Source organism: Pseudomonas brassicae, from assembly GCF_010671725.1.
Taxonomy (GTDB): domain Bacteria; phylum Pseudomonadota; class Gammaproteobacteria; order Pseudomonadales; family Pseudomonadaceae; genus Aquipseudomonas; species Aquipseudomonas brassicae.
In genome coordinates this window covers 1-21,012 of sequence record NZ_JAAHBU010000267.1, presented here as the reverse complement: position 1 = coordinate 21,012, position 21,012 = coordinate 1, and the positions used below count along the sequence as shown (strand labels likewise).

Genomic DNA, 21,012 nt, shown 5'->3' with positions numbered 1-21,012 from the left:
TGGCTTGCCAGCGAAGAAGCACACGCGGTGTACCTGAGGTACCCTGCACCCCCACAGCCACCAGCACGCCCGAGGACACCCCGTGCAGATCGATCTGAACAACCCCGCGCAACTCACTCTCGAACAGGTGCGCCAGTTGCTGGCCCAGGGCAATGACCGCGTTCACAACCAACTGCGCGTCACCCGCGCCGGCATTGCCTCCCTGTCGCAGGTAACCGGTGGCCGCGAACTCGACGGTCTGCTGTTTCGCCTCGAAACCTGGGCCGCAGGCTCGGGTTGCGTCGGCCCCGTCGCTGCCGACGACGAACGCTGGGTGCTGCAGGTCTACAACGTGTTGAGCAATAACTGGCCCAAGCCCGCCAGTGACTACATCGATATCTACTAAGCGTCGACGCAAAATCCGGTCACGATTGAGGTTTCCCTGGCGCCCACGTCTCAGGCAGACTGGGGCGTTTTTGCAACCAAAAGTGCTTGAAACTGTCGTACCAGACAGCATCCCAGTATTTCAAAGGAGGATTCATGTTCCGCACGCGTGCAACATTGGCGAGCCTGTTGGCCGCCGTGGTTCTGGCAGGTTGCAGTACCGATGGCTCATCGTCCAAGGCGCCAGAGGTCGCGGCCGCACCGAACCTCGATGGCCGCTGCGAGGCCACCCGCGCCGCATTCACCGTCGGCAAGCCGGCTAGCGCCGAACTGCTGGAGCAGGCGCGCAAGGCGAGTGGGGCGCAGATCGCCCGAGTGCTCAAGCCTACCGACATGATCACCCTGGAGTACCGCTCTGAGCGCTTGAACCTCAACGCCGACGACAAAGGTGTGGTCACGCGGGTCAACTGCGGCTGAACCCTGCTACTGCCTGCTGTTTCACCAAACGGCAGGCACAAAAAAACCCGTCCAAGGACGGGTTTTTTTAATTCGTCAGAGCTTACTCTGGGCGAACTTGTGCAGCCTGCATGCCCTTCTGGCCTTTTTCGGCAACGAAGGAGACGGTCTGGCCTTCTTTCAGGCTCTTGAAGCCGTCAGACTCGATGGCCTTGAAGTGTACGAACAGGTCGTCGCCGCCACCTTGTGGAGTGATGAAGCCGAAGCCTTTTTCATCGTTGAACCATTTGACGGTGCCGGTTTGGCGATTGGACATGGGTGTATCTCCAGGAAACATGATTTTTTTCAGTAGTGCGGTGTCGCCGAGGCCAACAAGGTGCACAGAGACATCATAGTCTAATTCTGCGCTTGTGGTGACTTTTACGTGAGCCGAATGCTGATCTAGCGCAAATTATCTGAGCTTTCTGGGCCTCGGGCCCCTATTTCTGGGCCTTGCAGGCTTGTGTCACGAGCTTGATTGCCTTGTCTTTCAGGGCCTGATCAACGCCATCGGTGCTGTTCAGCTCCTTGATTTCTGCATCCGAAAAGTTTTTTTCGATCACATTCACGCTGCAACTGCAGTGTTTTTCGGCGGCAGATTTCGTCATGCCCGGCTGGGCGGCGGCGGAGGCTACACACGAGGTGAGGTAGCCGGGTGGCACAGTGCCTGCGTTTGCGCCGATGGGCAGCAGCAGGGCGCCAGTGGCCGCCAGGGCCAGAAGAGAATGAAGTCGCATACCGGTCACTCCTTTTAGGGTCGGGTGTTATCTAGAGTAGGTCGCTTCCTAATCTCTGATCGGAAAAAAACCGCCCAAGTTCACCGCCCGGGTCTAATTTCAGAATATTTCTGCATATCCCGCGCCGCGCCAAATCTGCCGAAAGCTTTGTGCTAGCATGCCTGGCTCAGGATTTGGCCGGTTTGCCTTGCCGCGTGCAGCGCAGCGCACCATTCCTTCTATATACGTATCCAGTCACTCTGGTTCGTACCCTGGCAGGCCCTTGGGCTTCTGCCACTGTGAGGCAGGCTTTGCATTGCAAAGACAGGGTCGAATCGCGTACTGGCTCATCCCAACCCACGTGACCTTTGGTAGGGGTCACCACTAGGAGAGGAGGCGCCATGCCCACTATTACTCTTCCCGATGGCAGTCAACGTTCGTTCGACAACGCCGTAACCGTAGCGGATGTAGCCGCGTCCATTGGCGCAGGCCTGGCCAAGGCCACCGTGGCCGGCAAGGTCAACGGCAAGCTGGTCGACGCGTGCGACCTGATCGAACAGGACGCCAGCCTGCAAATCATCACGCCCAAGGACGAAGAGGGGCTGGAGATCATCCGTCACTCCTGCGCTCACCTGGTCGGTCATGCGGTCAAGCAGCTGTACCCGACTGCCAAGATGGTGATCGGTCCGGTCATTGACGAAGGCTTCTACTACGACATCGCGTATGAGCGTCCTTTCACCCCAGAAGACCTGGCGGCGATCGAGCAGCGTATGCAGCAGCTGATCGAGAAAGACTACGACGTCATCAAGAAGGTCACCCCGCGCGCCGAGGTGATCGAGCTGTTCAAGGCCCGTGGCGAAGACTACAAGCTGCGCCTGGTCGAAGACATGCCGAACGAACAGGCCATGGGCCTGTACTTCCATGAAGAATACGTCGACATGTGCCGTGGCCCGCATGTGCCCAACACGCGCTTCCTCAAATCGTTCAAGCTGACCAAGCTGTCCGGTGCCTACTGGCGCGGCGACGCCAAGAACGAGCAACTGCAACGTGTGTACGGCACCGCCTGGGCTGACAAGAAGCAGCTGGCGGCCTACATCCAGCGCATCGAAGAAGCCGAAAAACGCGACCACCGCAAGATCGGCAAGCGCCTGAACCTCTTCCACCTCCAGGAAGAAGCGCCGGGCATGGTGTTCTGGCACCCCAACGGCTGGACCCTGTACCAGGTGCTCGAGCAGTACATGCGCAAGGTGCAGCGTGACAACGGCTACCTCGAGATCAAGACCCCGCAAGTGGTCGACCGCTCGCTGTGGGAAAAGTCCGGGCACTGGGCCAACTACGGTGACAACATGTTCACCACCCAGTCCGAGAACCGCGACTACGCCATCAAGCCGATGAACTGCCCGTGCCACGTACAGGTGTTCAACCAGGGCCTGAAGAGCTACCGCGAGTTGCCACTGCGCCTGGCCGAGTTCGGTGCCTGCCACCGTAACGAGCCATCGGGTGCATTGCACGGCATCATGCGTGTGCGTGGCTTCGTACAGGACGATGCGCACATCTTCTGCACCGAAGAGCAGATGCAGTCCGAGTCGGCCGCGTTCATCAAGCTGACCCTGGACGTGTATAAGGACTTCGGCTTCAAGGACATCGAGCTCAAGCTCTCCACTCGTCCGGAAAAGCGCGTAGGTTCCGACGACCTGTGGGACCGTGCCGAAGGCGCACTGGCCGCAGCCCTCGACAGCGCCGGCCTGGCGTACGACCTGCAGCCGGGTGAAGGGGCGTTCTACGGTCCGAAAATCGAATTCTCGCTGAAGGATTGCCTTGGCCGCGTGTGGCAGTGTGGTACCCTGCAGCTCGACTTCAACCTGCCGATCCGTCTGGGCGCCGAATACGTGTCCGAAGACAACGGCCGCAAGCATCCCGTGATGCTGCACCGTGCAATCCTCGGTTCGTTCGAGCGTTTCGTCGGAATTCTCATCGAGCATTACGAAGGTGCATTCCCGGCCTGGCTCGCGCCAACGCAGGCGGTGATCATGAACATCACCGACAAACAAGCGGAATTCGCGCAAAAAGTCGAAAAAACTCTGGCCGAAAGCGGTTTCCGTGCCAAGTCCGACTTGAGAAATGAGAAAATCGGCTTTAAAATCCGCGAGCATACCTTGCTCAAGGTTCCCTATCTCCTGGTTATCGGGGATCGGGAAGTCGAAACGCAAACTGTCGCTGTGCGTACCCGCGAAGGTGCTGACCTGGGCTCCATGCCCGTCGCCCAATTTGCGGACCTGCTCGCGCAAGCGGTTTCCCGGCGTGGTCGCCAAGATTCGGAGTAATTACTATTAAGCGTGATATGAGACAAGATAAACGAGCTGCACCGAAGGCCCCGATCAACGAGAATATCTCGGCACGTGAGGTTCGGTTAATTGGCGCTGACGGCGAGCAGTTGGGCATCGTCTCGATTGAAGAAGCGCTTCGTATCGCTGAAGAAGCGAAACTGGACCTGGTAGAAATTTCTGCTGACGCCGTTCCGCCTGTCTGCAAAGTCCTCGACTACGGCAAAAGCCTGTTCGAGAAGAAAAAGCAGCAGGCCGCGGCGAAGAAGAACCAGAAGATCATCCAGATCAAAGAAATCAAGTTTCGTCCAGGGACGGAGGAAGGGGATTACCAGGTAAAACTACGCAACCTGGTACGTTTCCTTACTGATGGGGACAAGACCAAAATCTCTCTGAGATTCCGTGGTCGTGAGATGGCCCACCAGGAGCTGGGTATGGAACTGTTGAAGCGGATCGAAGCTGATCTCGTGGAATACGGAACCGTCGAACAGCATCCTAAGATGGAAGGACGCCAGCTTTTGATGGTCATCGCCCCCAAGAAAAAGAAATAACCACCAGGGCACGGCAGGCCTTGCGGTTATGTTTATCAACTGAATGCGGAGTATCCGAACATGCCAAAAATGAAAACCAAAAGCGGTGCAGCCAAGCGTTCTTGAAAACGGCTAACGGCATCAAGCACAAACACGCTTTCAAGAGCCACATCCTGACCAAAATGTCGACCAAGCGTAAGCGTCAACTTCGTGGTAGCAGCTTGCTGCACGCGTCGGACGTGGCAAAAGTCGAGCGCATGCTGCGCCTTCGTTAATTTTTGGTTCTAGATAGAGGAAGTTACTCATGGCTCGTGTAAAGCGTGGCGTCATCGCTCGTAAGCGTCACAAGAAAATTCTGAAACTGGCTAAAGGTTACTACGGTGCACGCTCGCGCGTATTCCGTGTTGCCAAGCAAGCGGTCATCAAGGCAGGCCAATACGCCTACCGCGACCGTCGCCAGAAAAAACGTCAGTTCCGCGCTCTGTGGATCGCTCGTATCAACGCTGGTGCTCGCGTCAACGGTCTGTCCTACAGCCGCCTGATCGCTGGCCTGAAAAAAGCGTCGATCGAAATCGATCGCAAAGTTCTGGCTGATCTGGCAGTGAACGAAAAAGCGGCGTTTGCTGCGATTGTCGAAAAGGCTAAAGCCACTCTGGCTTAAGTACCCACGACAATCATTCGCCGTCGATGTCGGCGGCGGATGTTAAACGTCATAGATAGGGGAAGAGCCTGTAAGCTCTTCCCCTATTTTGTATCTGGAGTCTGTACATGGAAAACCTGGATGCGTTGGTCTCCCAAGCCCTCGAGGCTGTGGAGCGCGCTGAAGACATCAATGCCCTGGAGCAGATCCGGGTTCAATTCCTTGGCAAGAAAGGCGAACTGACTCAGGTGATGAAGACCCTGGGCAACCTGCCAGCTGAAGAGCGGCCCAAAGTCGGCGCGCTGATCAACGATGCCAAGGAACGCGTTACCGAGGTGCTCAACGCCCGCAAGGCTGCCTATGAAGAAGCCGAGCTCAGCGCTCGCCTGGCCGCTGAATGCATTGACGTCACCTTGCCTGGCCGTGGCCAGACCTCCGGTGGTTTGCACCCTGTTACCCGTACCCTCGAACGCATCGAGGAGTTTTTCACGCACATTGGCTACGGTATTGCCGAAGGCCCGGAAGTCGAAGACGACTACCACAACTTCGAAGCGCTCAACATTCCAGGCCACCACCCGGCCCGTGCAATGCATGACACCTTCTACTTCAATGCTAACATGCTGCTGCGCACCCACACCTCGCCGGTGCAAGTGCGGACCATGGAGTCCACCCAGCCGCCGATCCGCATTGTGTGCCCGGGCCGCGTCTACCGCTGCGACTCGGACATTACCCACTCGCCGATGTTTCACCAGGTCGAAGGCCTGCTGATCGATCGCGACATCAATTTTGCCGACCTCAAAGGCACCATCGAAGAATTCCTGCGCGTGTTCTTCGAAAAAGAGCTGGCGGTACGTTTCCGTCCGTCGTTCTTCCCCTTCACCGAGCCTTCGGCTGAAGTCGATATCCAATGCGTCATGTGCAGCGGCAAGGGTTGCCGCGTGTGCAAGCAGACCGGCTGGCTCGAAGTGATGGGCTGCGGCATGGTGCACCCGAACGTGCTGCGCATGTCCGGTATCGACCCCGAAGAGTTCTCGGGCTTCGCATTTGGCATGGGGGCCGAGCGCCTGGCCATGCTGCGTTACGGCGTCAACGATTTGCGCCTGTTCTTCGACAACGACTTGCGGTTCCTTGCGCAATTTCGCTAGGTCGCGCACCCGTAACGAATCTTTAGGAGAGCAGGATGAAATTCAGTGAAAAGTGGCTGCGCGGTTGGGTCAACCCGCAGGTATCCCGTGACGAGCTGGTGGCGCGTCTGTCCATGGCCGGGCTTGAGGTCGACAGCGTAACCCCGGCCGCCGGTCAATTCAGCGGCATCATCGTGGGTGAGGTGCTGAGCACCGAACAGCACCCCGACGCCGACAAACTGCGCGTGTGCCAGGTCAGCAACGGCAGCGAGACCTTCCAGGTAGTGTGCGGCGCGCCGAATGTGCGCCCTGGCCTGAAGATCCCGTTCGCCATGATCGGCGCCGAGCTGCCGGGCGACTTCAAGATCAAGAAGGCCAAGCTGCGTGGCGTCGAGTCCAACGGCATGCTGTGCTCGGCCGCTGAACTGCAGATCAGCGAAGAGAACGACGGCCTGCTGGAACTGGCCGCAGACGCCCCGGTTGGCCAGGACATCCGCGTGTACCTGGACCTGGACGACGCCAGCATCGAGGTCGACCTGACCCCAAACCGCGGCGACTGCCTGTCCCTGGCTGGCCTGGCCCGTGAAGTCGGCGCCCTGTACGCCGCCCCGGTCACCCGCCCGACCGTGCCGGCCATTGCGCCGAGCATCGACGACGTGCGCCCGGTAGAAGTACTCGCACCGGCTGCCTGCCCGCGTTACCTGGGCCGCGTTATCCGTAACGTCGACCTGTCGCGCCCGACCCCGTTGTGGATGGTCGAGCGTCTGCGCCGTGCCGACGTGCGCAGCATCGACGCTGCCGTCGACATCACCAACTATGTGATGATCGAGCTGGGCCAGCCGCTGCACGCCTTCGACCTGGCAGAAATCAACGGTGGCATCCGTGTGCGCATGGCGAGGAGGGCGAGAAGCTCGTCCTGCTCGACGGCCAGGAAGTCACCCTGCGTGCCGACACCCTGGTCATCGCCGACCTCGATCGTGCCCTGGCCATTGCCGGCGTGATGGGTGGCGAGCACAGCGGCGTTGCGGCCACCACCAAGGACATCTTCCTTGAAAGCGCCTTCTTCGAGCCGATCTCGGTAGCGGGCAAGGCCCGTTCCTACGGCCTGCACACCGATGCCTCGCACCGCTACGAGCGTGGCGTAGACTCGCAACTGGCCCGCGAAGCCATGGAGCGCGCCACCGGCCTGCTGCTGGACATCGTTGGCGGCGAAGCCGGCCCGGTCATCGAGACGGTCAGCCCTGAGCACCTGCCCAACATCGCCCCGGTCACCCTGCGTGCCGAGCGCATCACCCAGATGCTGGGCATGGAAATGGACAACGCCCAGGTCGAGCAACTGCTCAACGCCCTGGGCCTGAAAACCAGCGGTGAAGCCGGGCAGTGGCAGGTAGCAGTACCCAGCCACCGCTTCGACATCAGCCTGGAAGTCGACCTGATCGAAGAGCTGGCCCGCCTGTACGGCTACAACCGCCTGCCGGTACGTTACCCGCAAGCGCGCCTGGCCCCGCAGGCCAAGCCTGAAGCCCGTGGCGAGCTGCCGGCGCTGCGTCGCCTGCTGGTTGCGCGTGGCTACCAGGAAGCGATCACCTACAGCTTCATCGACCCTAAACTGTTCGAGCTGTTCAGCCCGGGCGTAGAGCCGCTGCTGCTGGCCAACCCGATCTCCAGCGACATGGCGGCCATGCGTGCCAGCCTGTGGCCGGGCCTGGTCAAGGCGCTGCAGCACAACCTCAACCGTCAGCAAGACCGCGTGCGCCTGTTCGAAAGCGGCCAGCGCTTCATTGGCCAGCTGGGTGACCTCAAGCAGCAGCCGATGCTGGCGGGCGTGATCTGCGGCAGCCGCCTGCCGGAAGGCTGGGCCAACGGCCGTGACACCATCGACTTCTTCGATGTGAAGGCCGATGTCGAGGCGGTACTGGGCTTCTCCGGTTCGCTCAACGACTTCACCTTCGTGCCAGGCAAACACCCGGCGCTGCACCCGGGCCAGACCGCACGCATCGAGCGTGACGGCGTCGAAGTCGGCTACCTGGGCGCCTTGCACCCAGAGCTGGTCAAGACCCTGGGCCTGGACCGCACCGTTTACGTGTTCGAGCTGGTACTGGCCGACGTAGTGGAAGGGCGCCTGCCTAAATTCCACGAACTGTCCAAGTTCCCGGAAGTGCGTCGTGACCTGGCGTTGATCGCAGGGCGTGACGTGGCGGCCAGCGCAGTGCTGGACGTGATCCGTGAAAATGCGGGTGAGTGGCTGACAGACCTCAGGCTGTTTGATGTGTATCAGGGTAAAGGTATTGATCCTGATAGAAAAAGCCTGGCGGTCGGCTTGACCTGGCAGCATCCATCGCGCACTCTTAACGACGATGAGGTGAACGCCACCACGCAAAACATTCTCACCTCGCTTGAACAAAGGTTGAACACCACGTTAAGGAAATAGCGTATGGGTGCTCTGACGAAAGCTGAGATGGCCGAACGGCTGTATGAGGAGCTGGGCCTGAACAAGCGCGAGGCCAAGGAATTGGTCGAGCTGTTTTTTGAAGAGATCAGGCACGCTCTAGAAGACAACGAGCAGGTCAAATTGTCGGGTTTCGGCAACTTTGACTTGCGCGACAAGCGCCAGCGGCCGGGCCGCAACCCGAAAACGGGTGAAGAGATCCCGATCACGGCGCGTCGAGTCGTCACCTTTCGTCCAGGGCAGAAGTTGAAAGCCCGAGTTGAGGCCTATGCTGGAACCAAGTCATAACGACGAGCTTCCGCCGATTCCAGGCAAACGCTACTTCACCATTGGTGAAGTGAGCGAGCTTTGTGCGGTAAAACCGCACGTGCTCCGTTACTGGGAGCAGGAATTTCCCCAGCTTAACCCGGTGAAGCGCCGCGGTAACCGTCGATATTATCAGCGCCAAGACGTACTGATGATCCGGCAGATACGGGCGCTGTTGTACGACCAAGGCTTCACCATCGGCGGTGCGCGGTTGCGCTTGTCGGGGGATGAAGCCAAGGATGACACGACCCAGTACAAGCAGATGATTCGGCAGATGATTGTCGAGTTGGAGGATGTGCTGGGGGTGTTGAAGAAGTGATTTTGGCCGTGTCAGGAATTTTGGAAAAAAAGCTTCCATAATTCAAAAGGTTAAGGTAAATTCTTCATCGTTCTCAGCAATCAGGGGAACATGCTTCAAGCCCAGTCGGGGCGTAGCGCAGCCCGGTAGCGCACTTGCATGGGGTGCAAGGGGTCGAGTGTTCGAATCACTCCGTCCCGACCATATATTTAGTGAATAAGGCCATTTCCGAAAGGGGTGGCCTTTTTCATGTGTGTTATTTTTGCGTGAATTCTTTGATCTTTTTTATCTCATATTTCGGCTTCTACAGCCTATCAGCTTACGCTGGGGTGGAACTATTAAACCCGGAATTAGCTCAGTCTAAATCGACTTCGGTGTTTTTTTAGGTATGTGAGGTTCTGCTCACTTAATGTTTTGATTCCATCACACGTAGCGCTGCCACCTACTTGATAGGCAGCAGTTTTTTGTTAGTCCCCGATCGGTTGACCTGTGCCAAATCATGTAACAGCAGGCCTTGGCGGGCTGCGGTTCGCAACGGTGGGCGTCTGGCCGCTATTTATCTGATTTCGCCCTCTGATACTCCTCCAGTCGATACTTCGTAATAATGCGCGTACATTGCCTTTTTGACGATCTGACTAACGCAGGGAGCGAGTAGGTGCGCAAGCTTATAGCGACAATTGTGCTCGGTTTTTCGTACACCCTGTCCGCCCAAGCCGGGGATGGACGCGCTGTAGAACCCACGTTCTTCGGAGTTATCGTTTCGTCGTCGCTGGCTGTGACGCTATACCCTGTCACGACGACCGAGGACAGCCAAATCAGCACCCGAAATAGCAGCAACAACAACGATCAAAAGATCATTGACGCTCGTAACGACGCCGCTGCCTTCGTGGCAAGCAATGGCAATATTCTGGGCGTAGAGCTGCAGGCAGCATTGTCAGCACTACGAGCTACGCGCCCGGTTGCTCCTGAGGACGATATGCAGTTGGCGATGGCGATTCTCGCTTATCAGCCAGCGGACTAAATCTTTGCTCGCGAACGAGCCGTTCTGACGCGGATTTGCAATCCGTTACATCCAAGCCTCAGATTTTCCCTATTCCCTGTAGTCCCTTTCCCAAACCTGCCTCCAGCGCACACCAGCCATTGCGCCGGCCCCGTCAGCGGGCTAGGCTCCTTCCGTCGTTGCCAATTCAACGACCGGTTTTGACGGGCCGACGAGCATTGTTCTGCAAGAATCGCTTGTTGGAGATCGTCATGCTAAAAATCGTCCCAGACCCACCGCATCACACCACCCACACCCTTGAAGACATCCTCATCCAACTCTCCGAATACCTGCTCTGCGCCCAGACCGTGTCGCAGCAGGCGGCCGCGCTCTATTCCCGAACACCCCAGCAGATGCTGAGCCTCACGGCCGTGCATGAGATAGAGCACGCGCGTGGGTTGGTGGAAATGGCGTTGAGCCGGGTTCAGCGCACGCATTGATAGGGTGGGGGGCTTGGGGGATCTGCGACCGCGTTGCGGTCGTTCGCTGGCAAGCCAGCTCCCACAGGGTTTTGCGGCGTTCTTGGGGCCGGCACCCGGTTGCAACAGCGCCCTCAGGAAAAAAATGCAGGATGTTGTGCTCAGAATTCGCTTGAGCTACCAGGCCCTGCCGTCCAAGGTGCAACCCTGATAGCCATTGCCTAGAAAAAAGGCTGCAGCGCGTGGACGCAGGCACAAGACGTTGCCTGTGTTGGGGGACGACATTTTACGAGTGCGGCGAGCCATCTCGCACACCCGCACCTTGTCGACTCCTCCCAATAATAAGAGAGGTCAAGCAAATGCAATCCAACAGTCTCAAGCAAAGCCTGAAACAACGTCACATCACCATGATCGCCCTGGGCGGGGTGATCGGTGCGGGGCTCTTCATGGGCTCCGGCTCACTGATCGCCTCGGCCGGGCCGGCGGCCATCCTGTCGTACTTCATTGGCGGCGTGGTGGTCACCCTGGTGATGTTCATGCTCGGCGAAATGGCCTGCCGCACGCCCGACGCCGGCTCGTTCTCGACCTACGCCAATATGTACCTGGGCGAATGGGCAGGCTTTACGGTCGGCTGGCTGTACTGGTTCAAGTCGATGATGACCATCACCCTCGAAGCGGTGCTGCTGGGCGCCATCCTGCATGACTTTCTGCCGTGGCTGCCCATCTGGGCCGGTGCGTTCCTCATGCTGGTGACGCTGATGGCGAGCAACGCCTACTCGGTCCGGTCGTTCGCCGAAGTGGAGTACTGGCTGGCCGCGATGAAGGTCGCGACCATCGTCATCTTCATGCTGCTCGGCCTCTCGATTCTGCTCGGCCTGCACAGCGACATACCGTCCCCGGGCCTGGTCAACCTGACCGCGCACGACGGCTTCATGCCCAATGGCCTGTCGCCGGTGATGGCGGGGGTGATCGTGGTGATCTTCTCGCTAGGCGGCAGCGAAATCGCCGCCGTGGCGGCCGGGGAGTCGGAGAACCCGCGCAAGAACGTGATCCGGGCAATCAAGAGCGTGATCCTGCGCGTGATGCTGTTCTACGTCGGCTCCGTGTCGATCCTGATCCTGTGCCTGCCCTGGACCGACAAGGCCAACCTGGCATCGCCGTATGTGTCGCTGTTTACCCTGGCCGGCTTCGGTGGCGCCGCGGTCGCGATGAAGATCGTGCTGTTCGTCTCGTTCATGTCGGTGATGAACTCGTTCATGTTCTCCAACTCGCGCATGCTGTTCTCGCTCAGCCAACGAGGGCACGCACCCAAGCTGTTCTCGCGCACCACGCCCAAGGGCGTACCGCTCAATGCGCTGCTGCTCAGCCTGTGCATCTGCCTCACCATTCTGACGGTGCACTTCGTGAGCGGCGGCGACCTGTTCATGACGCTGGCCAAAAGCAGCGGCACCTTCGTGATGATCGTGTGGATCTTCATCATCATTGCGCACCTGGCCATGCGCTGGAAAACCCGCCATGAGCCGGTTGACCCCAAGGCGTTCCGTGCCTGGTTCTTCCCGTACGCCAATATCGTCGCGCTGCTGGCGCTGCTGGGCGTGATCGGCAGCCAGGCGTTCGACCCCGCGTCGCGCTTCCAGTTCTGGTTCATCAGCTCTACGGTGGTGCTGGTGGTGGCGGCCTATTTCGTGCGGCGCAATTGGCTGTCCGACAAGGCGGTTGGCTACGCGGGCAACTGACAGGCCGGGCGTGTCATAGGGTGATGCTGGTGGCGGGATAGAACAGGATGTTCAGCACCAACAGCATCATCCACAAGCCGATTTCCAGGGTTGCTGCAAGCGCTGATGCCAGGTGAAGCCCTCAAAACCAGTGAAGTGACGCAGTGTTCGGCGCTGGAACACCGTCCGAGCTGCCACCTGTCATCGCCTCACCAAAACCCCACCGGCCCCTCCAGCGCAGCCCGAAACACCTCGATCGCCCGCTCCACATCCGCCATCTCGGTGTACCGCCCCACGCTCACCCGTACGCTGCTCAGCGCCTGCCCCGCATCCAGCCCCAACGCCAGCAGCACATGCGAAGGCGCATTGCTTGCCGAGTTGCACGCCGAAGTCGACGACAGCGCCAGGCTGCCCGCCAGCTGCGCACTGTTGAACCCGCTACGGCTGATGCACAGGTTCAAGGTGTGCGCGATACGCTGCTGTGCGCAGCCGTTCAGCGTCACCCCCGGCAGCGCCAGCAACCCTTCGCGCAAGCGCTGGCTCAACTGCTCGATGCGCACACTTTCCGCATCGCCTTGCACCGCCGCCAGTTCGAACGCCGAGCCCATGCCCACGATCTGGTGCGTGGCCAACGTGCCCGAACGCATCCCGCCTTCATGCCCGCCGCCATGCATCTGCGCCTGCAGCACGGGGCGTGCACGCAGGCCGACGTACAGTGCGCCGATGCCTTTGGGCCCGTAGACCTTGTGCGCCGAGAACGACATCAGGTCGACCGCCAGCGTGCCCAGGTCGATATCCAACTTGCCCACCGTCTGCGCCGCATCCACATGCAGCAGTGCGCCGTGCGCACGCACGATCTCGCCGATGCGCGCGATATCGGTCAGGGTGCCGAGTTCGTTGTTCACCCACATCAGCGACACCAGCGCGGTGTCGTCGCGCAATGCCGCCTGCACGGCCTCGGGCTGGATCAGCCCCTGTGCATCAGGCCTGAGCCAGGTCACCGCATACCCCTGGCGCTCCAGCTCATGCGCGGTATCGATCACCGTCTTGTGCTCCAGGCAACTGGTAATCAGGTGGCGGCGCTGAGCGTCACCCTGGGCAATACCCTTGAGCGCCAGGTTGTTGGACTCTGTGGCGCCCGAGGTCCATACGATCGTATCCACCTCAGCCCCAACCCGCTCGGCAACCTGCCTGCGCGCCTGGTCCACCGCCTGGCGGGCAGCTTGCCCATAACCGTGGCCGCTGGAGGCCGGGTTGCCGAAATTGCCCTGGCGGCCGAGGCAGGCCAGCATGGCTTCGATCACCCGGTCGTCAACGGGCGTAGTGGCGGCGTAGTCGAGGTACAGCGGTTCGTTTGGCATGGTCATCGTCTTTTTATGCAGGTGAAAGGCAAGGCAGGCAGCCGGCATGCGGCGCTGTGCATAGCCTACTGGCGATGACGGGGAAATTTTTTGACAATTCTTCGCTTATTTTCAGATAAATCGAAAATTATTCGATACCTAGCGGGAATATTAGAATTTTAAATCGTAAAGGTGCCAACGAGAGGAATTCTGGCTATGAACCAATCTGCTCGCTGCGCGCAGCCAGATGCTTCACCTCGTGCATGCTGGAGATCTGCAGACCGGGTATTGCGTAACGCACTGTGCCAAAAGCGGCGCGCTTACATGTTTCCAGCCCGATGCGTAAGACGTTCCCCTGAGAATGTGTAAATTTCGTAAATAAGATTTAAGCCCATTTGAGAATCATTATATTCAGCGTCTCCTTGGGGCAGCCCACGCCATGCGCGTTGCCCAGCTCTCGAAGTAACGGAGACGTGAAATGCAGTCCAGAACCTCCCCCAACAGCCTGGCCTGGGCCTTTGTCGCCCTGTCGTCATCGGCGCTGGTCACCGCCTCGGTTCACGCCGAGGACGCCAGCAGCGTCGAACAGGCAGGTGACAACGCCCTGGTGATCCAGAACACGCGGGTCACCGCCGAGGAGGAAGCCAAGCAGGCACTGGGCTCTTCGATCATCACCGCCGAAGACATCAAGCGTCACCCGCCGGCCAACGACCTGTCTGACATCATCCGCCGCGAGCCGGGCGTGAACCTCACCGGCAACAGCGCCAGCGGCGCGCGCGGCAACAACCGCCAGATCGACCTGCGCGGCATGGGCCCGGAAAACACCCTGATCCTGATCGACGGCAAGCCATCCAGTGCGCGCAACGCCGTGCGCTATGGCTGGAACGGCGACCGCGACACCCGCGGTGAAACCAACTGGGTACCGGCCGAAGCGGTCGAGCGCATCGAGATCCTGCGTGGCCCGGCCGCCGCCCGCTACGGCTCCGGCGCCATGGGCGGGGTGGTCAACATCATCACCAAGCGCCCGACCCAGGAGCTGCAAGGCAACATCAGCCTGTTCACCGTGATGCCCGAAGACGACGCCGAAGGCGTGAGCAAGCGCACCAACTTCAGCCTCAGCGGCGGCCTTACCGATGACCTGTCGTTGCGTGTGTATGGCGGCCTGGCCAAGACCGACGCCGACGACCTCGACATCAACGCCGACAGTGCCAACAGCGCACTGGTCGCCGGCCGCGAAGGGGTACGCAACAAGGACATCAACGGCCTGCTCAGCTGGCGCCTCAACGACCAGCATCGCCTGGAGCTGAGCAGTGGCTACAGCCGCCAGGGCAACATCTACGCTGGCGACACCATGAACAGCAATGGTGGCGGCAACCTCGCCGGCATCGAAGCGCTGTACGGCCATGAAACCAACGTGATGCAGCGCAGCACCTACGATTTCACTCACCTGGGCGACTTCGACTGGGGCTCGACCAAGTCGTCGCTGACCTACGAATACGTGCGCAACTGGCGCCTCAACGAAGGCCTGGCCGGCGGCCCGGAAGGCGCCATCAACGACACCGGCGCCGACATGTCGCGCCTGCGCAACACGCGCCTGTCCAGCGAAGTGAACCTGCCGTTCAGCTTCGCCAGCAGCGAACACGTGCTGACCCTGGGCGGCGAGTACCTGTACGAAGTGCTCAACGACAAAGGCTCGCTGCGCTCGCAGAGCTTCGACCCCAGCGGCCTGCCCGGCGACCAGATTGACGGCTTCGACCGTAGCAACTCGAAAATTTCGGCCAGGAGTTTTGCGCTGTTTGCCGAAGACAACATCGTGATCGGTGACACCACCATCACCCCGGGCCTGCGCCTGGACCACCACGAGCAGTTCGGCGACAACTACAGCCCGAGCCTGAACGTGTCGCACAAGCTGACCGACGACCTCACCGTCAAGGGCGGCATCGCGCGGGCCTACAAGACCCCGAACCTGTACCAGTACAACGCCAACTACCTGCTGTACAGCCGTGGCAACGGCTGCAGCACCCAGCAGACCAACAACGGTGGCTGCTACCTGCAGGGCAATGCCAGCCTCGCCCCGGAAACCAGCGTCAACAAGGAGATCGGCCTGCTGTACGACCGTGGCACCTGGCGTACCAGCGCGACGTACTTTCGCAACGACTACAAGAACAAGATCACCGGCGGTACCGACGTGCTCTACGACATCAACAGTGGCCGGCGCGTAACCCAGTGGGAAAACGCCGGCAAGGCGCTGGTGGAAGGGGTGGAAGGCAACTTCTTCGTCGAGCTGGCGCCGTCGCTGGACTGGAACACCAACCTCACCCTGATGCTCAACAACGACAACCGTGACACCGGTGAGCCGCTGAGCGTGATCCCCAAGTACACGGTCAACAGCACTCTGGACTGGCGCGCTACGGAGCAGCTGTCGTTCCAGGTGGCGGGTACCTACTTCGGCAAGCAGAAGTCGCCGACCTACAACTACCGTACCCAGCAGGACTATGACCTGGCTGCCCAGCAGGACGTCGAGGCGTATGGCCTGGTGGACGTGAGCACCGGCTACAAGATCAACCAAAACTATGACGTGCGTTTCGGTGTGAACAACGTGTTCGACAAGCAGATCCAGCGCGGTGGCAACGCCAGCAGTTCGGGTGCCAACACCTATAACCAGCCGGGCCGGGCACTGTTCGCGGCGTTGAACATTTCGTTCTGAGCCGGCTTCAGCGACAAGGCTGCCCCGGGTCGATCGCGCATCGATCGGCCCGGGGTGGCTTTTTGTGTTTTTCAGCTCCAGGGTGAGACATGAGTTACCTCTGTGCACAACCGGCCGCCAGGATCCTGGCCGTCGAGGATGATCCGCTGCTGGCGGCCCATCTGGACCAGCACCTGCGCCGTCGCGGTTTTGATGTGACGCTGTGTCAGGGGGTGGACGACCATACCGACCTGCAGGCGTGGAAAGGTTTTGACCTGATCCTGATGGACATCCTGCTGCCTGGGCGCAGCGGCTTGCAGCTGCTGAGTGAGTTGCGCGAGCGCTTCATGGTGCCGGTGATCCTGATGTCGGCCCTGGGCGCCGAGCAGGACCGCATTGTCGGCTTCAGCCAGGGCGCCGACGATTACCTGCCCAAGCCGTTCAGCATGGGCGAGATGGATGTGCGCATCGACGCGGTACTGCGCCGGGTGGCGTACGAGCGCTCCGCGCCGCCGAGCGAGGATGACGAGCAGCCGTCGCTGCGCAAGGCCGTGCGCCAGGACATGCGCCTGGGGGAGGCAGTGGCCAGTTTCACCCGCATCGAGTACCGCCTGATGGAGGTGCTGCTGGCACACCCTGAAGAGGTGCTGAGCAAGCCGTTCCTGTACCAGCAGGTGTTGCACAAGCCGTTCTCGCAACAGGACCGCGTGCTCGACATGCACGTCAGCCATGTACGCCGCAAACTCGCCGCCATCGGTTACGAAGGGCGCCTGGCCACGGTGTGGGGCAAGGGTTACGTGTTGACGCAGGTGCCCTCATGAAGCTGCCCGGTCGCCATTCGTTGCTGTGGAAACTGTGTGGCCTGCTGGTGGTGCTGTGCCTGCTGATCCTGTGGGTCAGCCGCTCGGGCGGTGCGCACTTCGAACGCAAGAGCTATCACCTGTCGCAGGATGCTCGACTGGTGCTCAAGGGCTATGCCGCCGAGGCCCATGCGGCGTGGCGCGCGGGCGGTACGCAAGGTGTCGATCGCTGGCTCGAGCAGATGCGCACCCATGAGGCGGGCTGGGCGCTGGTGGTGGGCGCCGACCTGCGCTCGTTGAGCAGCCAGCCGCTGAGCGAGGCGCAGCAAAAGCACGTGACGTTCATGCGCGAACTCGATTGGCCGATGAGCAAGCGCGCCGTCGAGCTGCCGGCGATCAGCGTGCCGTTCCCCGCGGCGCCGCACACAGGCAAGCTGGTCATCCAGTTGCCCGAGCGCTTCATGCCCTCGATTCGCCCGCTGCTGGTGCAACTGCTGACCCATGGCGTACTGCCTGGGGTGCTGGCGCTGCTGGCGGGTTTGCTGCTGTACCGCGTGCTGATCGGCCCGCTGGCGCACCTGCGCGCCCAGGCCAACGCCTTGCGCGCCGACCGGCTGAGCACGCGGGTGGACCCGGTGATCACCCGTCGTCAGGATGAGCTGGGCGATCTTGGGCGTGCCTTCGACCACATGGCCGAACGCCTGGAAAAGACCGTGGCGCTGCAGCATCGCCTGCTGGCCGACTTGTCCCACGAGCTGCGCACACCGTTGACGCGGCTGCACATGGCGGCCGAGAACGAAGCGGACACTGACGTGCTGCGCGAGCGCCTGACCCGCGAAGTGCAGTGCATGCGCCAACTGGTCGACGACACCCTGGAACTGGTGTGGCTCGATACCGAGCGGCCCAAGCTGGCATGCGACACGGTCGAGGTGCAGACCTTGTGGGATGTGGTGCGCGAGAACGCGTGCTTCGAGTCCGGCTGGCACGAGCAGCAGTTGCCCAACGAACTGGGCGAGGACTGCCTGGTGCAGGGGCACCTGAACGGCCTGGCGCAGGCCATGGAAAACATCGTGCGCAATGCCATCCGCCATTCCCCCGCCCAGGGCCAGGTTCGCCTGGGCGGGTGCCGCGATGGCGCACACTGGCACCTGTGGATCGACGACCAGGGGCCGGGCGTGGCCGAAGACGCGCTGGAGAGCATCTTTCAACCCTTCACCCGGCTCGATGCCGCGCGCCCTGGCGGCGACGGCTTTGGCCTGGGCCTGACGATTGCCCGTTGCCGGGTGCAACTGCAGGGCGGCCAGCTGTGGGCGCAGAACCTCAACCCCGGTTTGCGCCTGAACATTCGATTACCTGCGGCTGATGGAGATTATCGATGAACAAGACCTTGCCGGTCTGGGTACTGATCGTGTCGCGGGCGGCCGCGGCGCTGTTGGGCGGATATGCCTTCAGTTACGCCACCACCGCCTGCCTGGCGCGGCTGCTGCCGCTGTCGGCGGTAGATGCGGCGATCGTCGCCAGCCTGCCGTCGTTCGCTTTCTACACCGGCGCCTTCATCTGGGCGTTCGCCACCCGCAGTGCACGGCGCGCCTGGCTGCCCGCGGTGCTGGCGGGTCCCTTGGCGGTGATTGGCTTCTGGCCGCACCTGTGGAGCCTGTGAGATGAAAAACACCTTCACCCAATCCATGGCATGGCTGCACACCTGGGCGGGCCTGATCTTCGGTTGGCTGCTGTTCGCGATCTTCGCCACCGGCACCCTGGCGGTGTTCGACAAGGAGATCGACAACTGGATGCGCCCTGAAGTGCGCAGCCACGACCTTACCCAGGCCCAGGCCGCACAGCGCGGGCTGGCCTGGCTGCAGCAGCATGCGCCCGGCGCGAGTGCCTGGAACATCAGCTTGCCGGATGCGCGTTCGCCGGGTTTGCAGGTATCGTCCGGCGAGCGCCGGCGCGGCGGCGGCACCTCGCTCGACCCGCACACGGGCGAGCAGGTGGACGTGCGCGAAACGGCGGGCGGGAGCTTCTTCTTCCGTTTTCACTTCACCCTCAACCTGCCGCGCAACTGGGGCATCTGGGTAGTGGGGGCGCTGGCCATCGTGATGCTGGTGGGGCTGGTCAGCGGCATTGTGATCCACAAGAAGATCTTCAAGGAGTTCTTCACCTTCCGGCCGGACAAAGGCCAGCGTTCCTGGTTGGATTTTCACAATGCCAGTGCGGTGCTGCTGCTGCCGTTTCACCTGATGATCACCTACACGGGGCTGGTGATCTTCCTGTTCATCTACATGCCGGCGGCGGTGGATGCGTTGTTCGACGGTGACAATCGCGCGTATTACCAGGCCCAGAGTGAACAGCGCCTGGTCACGCCGCGGGCGTGCTCAAGCAGCCGGCAGAGTTGACCGACCTGGTGCCGGTGCTGGCGCAAGCGCAGGCGCGCCTGAGCTCGATCAGCGGGGTGGGTATCGCCAACCCGGGTACAGCGGCAGCGCGCATCGAGGTGCGACCGACGCTGGGCTACCGCATTGCCTTGAGCAAGGGCCAGGCCATGGTGTTCGACGGCGTCACTGGCGAGCTGCTGCGCGATGTGCCGGCCATGCAACCGGCCGTGCTCACGCAGCGGGTCATGGCCGGGTTGCATTTTGCCCAGTTCGGCGGGTATCCGATGCGTTGGGTGTACTTCCTGTGCGCGCTGATCAGCAGCGCGATGATCGCCACCGGGCTGGTGCTGTTTTGCGTCAAGCGGCGGCGCAAGTATGCGGGCGCGTCGGTGTCGGCGCAGCGCTGGTACAAGGTGGCCGAGAGCTTCAACGTGGCGTTCGTGGCCGGCCTGATGCTGGCGTGCGTGGGGTTGTTGTGGGCCAACCGGTTGTTGCCGGTGGAGCTGGCGCAGCGGGCCAACTGGGAGGTGAAGGTGTTCTTTGCGCTGTGGTTGCTGTCGTTGCTGCATGCGGGCGTGCGCCCGGCGCAGCGTGCGTGGGCCGAGCAGTTGGGGTTGGCGGCGTTGCTGTGTGTCGGCTTGCCGGTGCTGGGCGCGTTGACGGCCTTGCATGACCCGGCGCACCGCGTGCTGGAAGCTACCAGCGTGGTGCTGGGCGGGTTGCTGGCGTACGCGGCGTGGCGCTGTGTGGCGCCGCGTGAGGAAAAGCCTGTGCGCAAGCGTGCGGCAGTGGCAGTGGAGGGGCAATGACATGGTGATGATAGGAGCGGTGGTGTTTGCCTACTTAGGCATGTTGGCGTTGTGCCTGGGGTTGGAGCGCCATTACAAGCAGGTGTGGGGCAGGGTGCCGGCGCGCGGGTTGCGCGTGGCCTTGCGCGTGGCAGGGTGGTTGGCCCTGGCGGTCAGCTTCTGGCTCTGCGGGCTCGCCTGGGGGTGGGCGATAGGGCCTGTGGCGTGGTGTGGGGTGATCTCGCTGGCGGGATTTGTGTTGGTGATGGTGTTGCCGTATTGGCCGCGGGTGGCGGTTTGGTTGGTGGGTGTTGTGCCGGTGTGGTTGGTGGGGGTGATTGGTGTTGGCTGGGGACACCAAGGCTGACAACTCAAATCTTGCAGGCCATGGCACGTTGCAACAAATGTGGGGGGGGGTCAGAAATTTTGTGTTCGGGCATAACATGAGTAAGAGGTGCATGTATGCCAACCAAAAAGAAATCTGAACGCAAACCAGTACGGGAGCTGCCGAAGCTTCCAAAGGAACTGCTGGATCAACTCCCTGAAACGCTGATGACCGCTGAGGCGATCGAAGAGGCTTCTGCGGCCTTCAAGAAAGCGCTGAT

At 61.0% G+C, this 21,012-nt stretch carries 19 protein-coding genes, 1 tRNA gene and 4 pseudogenes; 21 read left to right on the top strand and 3 right to left on the bottom strand.

Annotation, left to right across the window (positions count from 1 at the left end; translation table 11 throughout):
* Positions 1–82 precede the first annotated feature (82 nt).
* Entirely contained in the window at positions 83–385 is a 303-nt protein-coding gene (locus G3436_RS18000) for a hypothetical protein (protein WP_163947624.1), read from the top strand.
* Between the two features lie 134 nt (positions 386–519).
* Positions 520–840, top strand: coding sequence for an I78 family peptidase inhibitor (locus tag G3436_RS17995; protein ID WP_163947621.1), 321 nt, complete (start codon positions 520–522; stop codon positions 838–840).
* 82 nt (positions 841–922) lie between these two features.
* Here the strand turns inward: G3436_RS17995 and G3436_RS17990 are convergent, their stop codons facing one another.
* Together G3436_RS17990 and G3436_RS17985 are read right to left on the bottom strand one after the other, a co-directional pair.
* Positions 923–1,135 carry a cold-shock protein gene (locus G3436_RS17990; RefSeq protein ID WP_003179963.1) on the bottom strand — a complete coding sequence of 71 codons (213 nt, stop codon included), beginning with the start codon at positions 1,133–1,135 and terminating at the stop codon, positions 923–925.
* A gap of 163 nt (positions 1,136–1,298) precedes the next feature.
* The gene (locus G3436_RS17985; protein ID WP_163947618.1) at positions 1,299–1,595 is read right to left on the bottom strand and encodes a hypothetical protein; all 297 of its coding nucleotides are present in this window, start codon (positions 1,593–1,595) and stop codon (positions 1,299–1,301) included.
* Between the two features lie 380 nt (positions 1,596–1,975).
* On the opposite strand from G3436_RS17985, the gene thrS reads away from it, so the two are divergent.
* The 12 genes and pseudogenes from thrS (at position 1,976) to G3436_RS17925 (ending at position 12,439) form a co-directional block, all read left to right on the top strand.
* On the top strand, positions 1,976–3,898 hold the full coding sequence (thrS, locus tag G3436_RS17980) for a threonine--tRNA ligase (RefSeq protein WP_163947615.1): 1,923 nt from the start codon (positions 1,976–1,978) through the stop codon (positions 3,896–3,898).
* Positions 3,898–4,449, top strand: coding sequence for a translation initiation factor IF-3 (gene infC / locus G3436_RS17975; RefSeq protein ID WP_217977333.1), 552 nt, complete (start codon positions 3,898–3,900; stop codon positions 4,447–4,449). The genes thrS and infC overlap by 1 nt, the downstream gene beginning before the upstream one ends.
* A 60-nt stretch (positions 4,450–4,509) precedes the next feature.
* A pseudogene (rpmI, locus tag G3436_RS17970) lies at positions 4,510–4,703 on the top strand (50S ribosomal protein L35).
* 29 nt (positions 4,704–4,732) lie between these two features.
* Positions 4,733–5,089: a 50S ribosomal protein L20 gene (gene rplT / locus G3436_RS17965; RefSeq protein ID WP_045184205.1), complete on the top strand. Its 357-nt coding sequence runs from the start codon at positions 4,733–4,735 to the stop codon at positions 5,087–5,089.
* Between the two features lie 107 nt (positions 5,090–5,196).
* The gene (gene pheS / locus G3436_RS17960) at positions 5,197–6,213 is read left to right on the top strand and encodes a phenylalanine--tRNA ligase subunit alpha (RefSeq protein WP_163947608.1); all 1,017 of its coding nucleotides are present in this window, start codon (positions 5,197–5,199) and stop codon (positions 6,211–6,213) included.
* Positions 6,214–6,248: 35 nt separating this feature from the next.
* A pseudogene (gene pheT / locus G3436_RS17955) lies at positions 6,249–8,623 on the top strand (phenylalanine--tRNA ligase subunit beta).
* Between the two features lie 3 nt (positions 8,624–8,626).
* Positions 8,627–8,929, top strand: coding sequence for an integration host factor subunit alpha (ihfA, locus tag G3436_RS17950; protein ID WP_002553164.1), 303 nt, complete (start codon positions 8,627–8,629; stop codon positions 8,927–8,929).
* The gene (locus tag G3436_RS17945) at positions 8,910–9,266 is read left to right on the top strand and encodes a MerR family transcriptional regulator (protein WP_163947605.1); all 357 of its coding nucleotides are present in this window, start codon (positions 8,910–8,912) and stop codon (positions 9,264–9,266) included. The genes ihfA and G3436_RS17945 overlap by 20 nt, the downstream gene beginning before the upstream one ends.
* Positions 9,267–9,372: 106 nt before the next feature.
* Positions 9,373–9,449: transfer RNA gene (locus tag G3436_RS17940), tRNA-Pro, on the top strand.
* A gap of 451 nt (positions 9,450–9,900) precedes the next feature.
* Positions 9,901–10,266 carry a DUF2388 domain-containing protein gene (locus G3436_RS17935; protein ID WP_163947603.1) on the top strand — a complete coding sequence of 122 codons (366 nt, stop codon included), beginning with the start codon at positions 9,901–9,903 and terminating at the stop codon, positions 10,264–10,266.
* 230 nt (positions 10,267–10,496) lie between these two features.
* On the top strand, positions 10,497–10,724 hold the full coding sequence (locus G3436_RS17930; protein WP_163947600.1) for a hypothetical protein: 228 nt from the start codon (positions 10,497–10,499) through the stop codon (positions 10,722–10,724).
* A 338-nt stretch (positions 10,725–11,062) separates the two neighbouring features.
* The gene (locus G3436_RS17925) at positions 11,063–12,439 is read left to right on the top strand and encodes an amino acid permease (protein WP_163947597.1); all 1,377 of its coding nucleotides are present in this window, start codon (positions 11,063–11,065) and stop codon (positions 12,437–12,439) included.
* A 188-nt stretch (positions 12,440–12,627) separates the two neighbouring features.
* On the opposite strand, the gene G3436_RS17920 is transcribed toward G3436_RS17925, so the two are convergent.
* On the bottom strand, positions 12,628–13,779 hold the full coding sequence (locus G3436_RS17920) for a cysteine desulfurase family protein (RefSeq protein ID WP_163947594.1): 1,152 nt from the start codon (positions 13,777–13,779) through the stop codon (positions 12,628–12,630).
* A 457-nt stretch (positions 13,780–14,236) separates the two neighbouring features.
* On the opposite strand from G3436_RS17920, the gene G3436_RS17915 reads away from it, so the two are divergent.
* The 7 genes and pseudogenes from G3436_RS17915 to G3436_RS28615 all read left to right on the top strand — a co-directional run.
* Positions 14,237–16,465, top strand: a complete 2,229-nt coding sequence (locus tag G3436_RS17915; RefSeq protein ID WP_163947592.1) for a TonB-dependent siderophore receptor — start codon at positions 14,237–14,239, stop codon at positions 16,463–16,465.
* 89 nt (positions 16,466–16,554) lie between these two features.
* Positions 16,555–17,265: a response regulator transcription factor gene (locus G3436_RS17910; protein WP_163947589.1), complete on the top strand. Its 711-nt coding sequence runs from the start codon at positions 16,555–16,557 to the stop codon at positions 17,263–17,265.
* Positions 17,262–18,623 carry a sensor histidine kinase gene (locus G3436_RS17905; RefSeq protein ID WP_163947586.1) on the top strand — a complete coding sequence of 454 codons (1,362 nt, stop codon included), beginning with the start codon at positions 17,262–17,264 and terminating at the stop codon, positions 18,621–18,623. Before G3436_RS17910 ends, G3436_RS17905 begins: the two co-directional genes overlap by 4 nt.
* Positions 18,620–18,904, top strand: a complete 285-nt coding sequence (locus G3436_RS17900; protein ID WP_163947583.1) for an iron transporter — start codon at positions 18,620–18,622, stop codon at positions 18,902–18,904. Before G3436_RS17905 ends, G3436_RS17900 begins: the two co-directional genes overlap by 4 nt.
* 1 nt (position 18,905) lies before the next feature.
* A pseudogene (locus G3436_RS28350) lies at positions 18,906–20,428 on the top strand (PepSY-associated TM helix domain-containing protein).
* A 1-nt stretch (position 20,429) separates the two neighbouring features.
* The gene (locus G3436_RS17890) at positions 20,430–20,774 is read left to right on the top strand and encodes a DUF3325 domain-containing protein (protein WP_163947580.1); all 345 of its coding nucleotides are present in this window, start codon (positions 20,430–20,432) and stop codon (positions 20,772–20,774) included.
* Positions 20,775–20,869: 95 nt separating this feature from the next.
* Positions 20,870–21,012, top strand: a pseudogene (locus G3436_RS28615) (IS256 family transposase); the annotation flags it as partial.

What these genes read in the sequence shown, in the direction of transcription:
- G3436_RS17930 (WP_163947600.1), top strand. Translation starts at nt 10,497, where the DNA reads ATGCTAAAAATCGTCCCAGACCCACCGCATCACACCACCCACACCCTT.
- pheS (WP_163947608.1), top strand. Translation starts at nt 5,197, where the DNA reads ATGGAAAACCTGGATGCGTTGGTCTCCCAAGCCCTCGAGGCTGTGGAG.
- G3436_RS17900 (WP_163947583.1), top strand. Translation starts at nt 18,620, where the DNA reads ATGAACAAGACCTTGCCGGTCTGGGTACTGATCGTGTCGCGGGCGGCC.
- G3436_RS17905 (WP_163947586.1), top strand. Translation starts at nt 17,262, where the DNA reads ATGAAGCTGCCCGGTCGCCATTCGTTGCTGTGGAAACTGTGTGGCCTG.
- G3436_RS17990 (WP_003179963.1), bottom strand. Translation starts at nt 1,135, where the DNA reads ATGTCCAATCGCCAAACCGGCACCGTCAAATGGTTCAACGATGAAAAA.
- G3436_RS17925 (WP_163947597.1), top strand. Translation starts at nt 11,063, where the DNA reads ATGCAATCCAACAGTCTCAAGCAAAGCCTGAAACAACGTCACATCACC.
- G3436_RS17910 (WP_163947589.1), top strand. Translation starts at nt 16,555, where the DNA reads ATGAGTTACCTCTGTGCACAACCGGCCGCCAGGATCCTGGCCGTCGAG.
- G3436_RS17915 (WP_163947592.1), top strand. Translation starts at nt 14,237, where the DNA reads ATGCAGTCCAGAACCTCCCCCAACAGCCTGGCCTGGGCCTTTGTCGCC.
- thrS (WP_163947615.1), top strand. Translation starts at nt 1,976, where the DNA reads ATGCCCACTATTACTCTTCCCGATGGCAGTCAACGTTCGTTCGACAAC.
- rplT (WP_045184205.1), top strand. Translation starts at nt 4,733, where the DNA reads ATGGCTCGTGTAAAGCGTGGCGTCATCGCTCGTAAGCGTCACAAGAAA.
- G3436_RS17890 (WP_163947580.1), top strand. Translation starts at nt 20,430, where the DNA reads ATGGTGATGATAGGAGCGGTGGTGTTTGCCTACTTAGGCATGTTGGCG.
- G3436_RS17995 (WP_163947621.1), top strand. Translation starts at nt 520, where the DNA reads ATGTTCCGCACGCGTGCAACATTGGCGAGCCTGTTGGCCGCCGTGGTT.
- G3436_RS17985 (WP_163947618.1), bottom strand. Translation starts at nt 1,595, where the DNA reads ATGCGACTTCATTCTCTTCTGGCCCTGGCGGCCACTGGCGCCCTGCTG.
- G3436_RS17920 (WP_163947594.1), bottom strand. Translation starts at nt 13,779, where the DNA reads ATGCCAAACGAACCGCTGTACCTCGACTACGCCGCCACTACGCCCGTT.
- G3436_RS17945 (WP_163947605.1), top strand. Translation starts at nt 8,910, where the DNA reads ATGCTGGAACCAAGTCATAACGACGAGCTTCCGCCGATTCCAGGCAAA.
- ihfA (WP_002553164.1), top strand. Translation starts at nt 8,627, where the DNA reads ATGGGTGCTCTGACGAAAGCTGAGATGGCCGAACGGCTGTATGAGGAG.